Origin of the sequence: Corynebacterium gottingense, from assembly GCF_003693265.1 — a bacterium.
Classification (GTDB): domain Bacteria; phylum Actinomycetota; class Actinomycetes; order Mycobacteriales; family Mycobacteriaceae; genus Corynebacterium; species Corynebacterium gottingense.
In genome coordinates, this window is record NZ_RDRE01000110.1 from 1 (window position 1) to 1,743 (window position 1,743).

1 protein-coding gene is annotated in these 1,743 nt (G+C 72.3%); it reads right to left on the minus strand.

Annotated features, from left to right (window positions below):
• The coding region (locus tag EAW56_RS12005) for a 3'-5' exonuclease (protein WP_208636522.1) at positions 1-1,743 on the minus strand (1,743 nt) is incomplete at both ends.

Consider the following 1,743-nt stretch of genomic DNA (forward strand, 5'->3'; position numbering starts at 1 on the left):
ACTGCAGTTTCGCTGCCTCCATCTGCGCCGGCTTCGGCTTTTCGCCGGTCTTCCAATCCACGACGACCCACCCTGCGCCGCCCGCGTCCCGGAACACGGCGTCCATCCGGCCGCGCACCACGGAGGTGCCCAGGGCCAGCTCAAACGGGTATTCCACGTGGGCCGGGGTCCGGGCGGCCCACTCGCTGCGCTCGAAGGAGTCCTTGAGTCGGCGCAGCGTCGCGGCGTCCACCTCCGCCTCGTCGCCGCCGGGCAGCTCGTCCTCCGTGAGCAGCGGGCGCTGGCCGTAGAACTCCTCCAGCCACTCGTGGAACGCGGTGCCGCGCTTGGCGTAGGTGTTCGGCTTGAACGGGACCGGCCGGCGCGCCCGGCGCGCGAACTGCTCCTCGTCCGCCTTGAGCGCGACGACGTCCGAGGCCGTCAGCTCCGCGGGCATGACCACCAGCGTGTCCGGGGACTTCGCCCGCTCGTGTTCCTCGATGAGCGCGGTCACGTCGCGTTCCCACAGCGAGAAGAGTTCGCCCTCCGCGAGCCCGGGCAGCTTCTCGACGCCACGCACCCACCCCGCGGCCTCCACCTCCCCCGGGGCGAGCTGGTAGGCGGGCCAGGTGCCGGTGGCGGGGGCGTCGACAAGCGTCGGGGCGTCCTCGGTGGGCGTTTTCTCGGCCTCGGCTGCCTCGGCCCACTCGACCGTCTCGGGGACCAGCTGGCGCAGCGGGGCGAAGTGCTCGTAGGGCTTCGCGTCGCGGCGCACGTCGGGTTTGCGGCGCGAGCCGGTGATGAGGAGCTTGCGCTCCGCGCGGGTCACGGCAACGTAGAACAGGCGCGCCGATTCTTCCGCCAGGCCCGCGCGGACGAGCTTGAGCCAGGCGTCGGCGGCCTTTTCAAACTGGGTGCGGTTTTCTACCTCACCGAAGTCCGGCAGGTATTCGGGGTTGCCAAAGGACGCGTCGGGCACGCGCTGGACCCAGGTGAGGAATGTCTCCGCCTTGGCCGCGTACGTGTTGGCGTCTGCGTGCAGGACGGCGACGGTGTCCCACTCCAGTCCTTTCGCCTTGTGCGCTGTGAGGATCTGCACCCGGTCCGTGCGCGTCGGCACGTTGCCGGGTGCCAGGCCGTCCTCGTGCTCGCGGGCGAGCGCGAAATAGTCCAGCAGCCCCTCCACACTGGTGCCGGGGTAGGCGGCGACCGCGGAGAGCAGACTGTCCAGGTGGACGGTGCCTGCGGTGTTGCCCATCCCCTGGCGGGCGAGGACCTCGGTGCGGATGCCAAAGACGTCGATGATGTCCGCGAACAGGTCCGGCAGGCGCTTGCCCAGGCTGTTGGTGCGCAGGGAGCGGAGCTTGGCCGCCAGGTCCTGCAGGCGGCGCAGGCCTTCCTCGCTGTACTGCTCGGGCTCGCCCAGGTCCGCCACCGCGTCGGCGAGGCCTGCGGGGCGGTCGGTAGACGCGTTGAGTTCCGCGGCGCGGGCCACGAGCTCGTCGAGCTGGGCCGACAGCCGCTCCTCCGCGGTCTGCGGGTCCGCGTGCTCGGGCCCGCTGGGGTCGACGCCGGCGCTGGCCCCGGTCGCGCGCAGGTTCACCGCACGCGAGGCCAGCGCGGCGAGGTCCGCGAGCCCCAGGCCGACGGCGGGGCCGCCGAGGATGCGCAGCGCGGCTGCCGAGTCCGCGGGCCGCACCAGCATCGTGGCCACCGCGAGGGTGTCGGCGACTTCAGGGATGTCCAGCAGCCCGCCCACGCCGA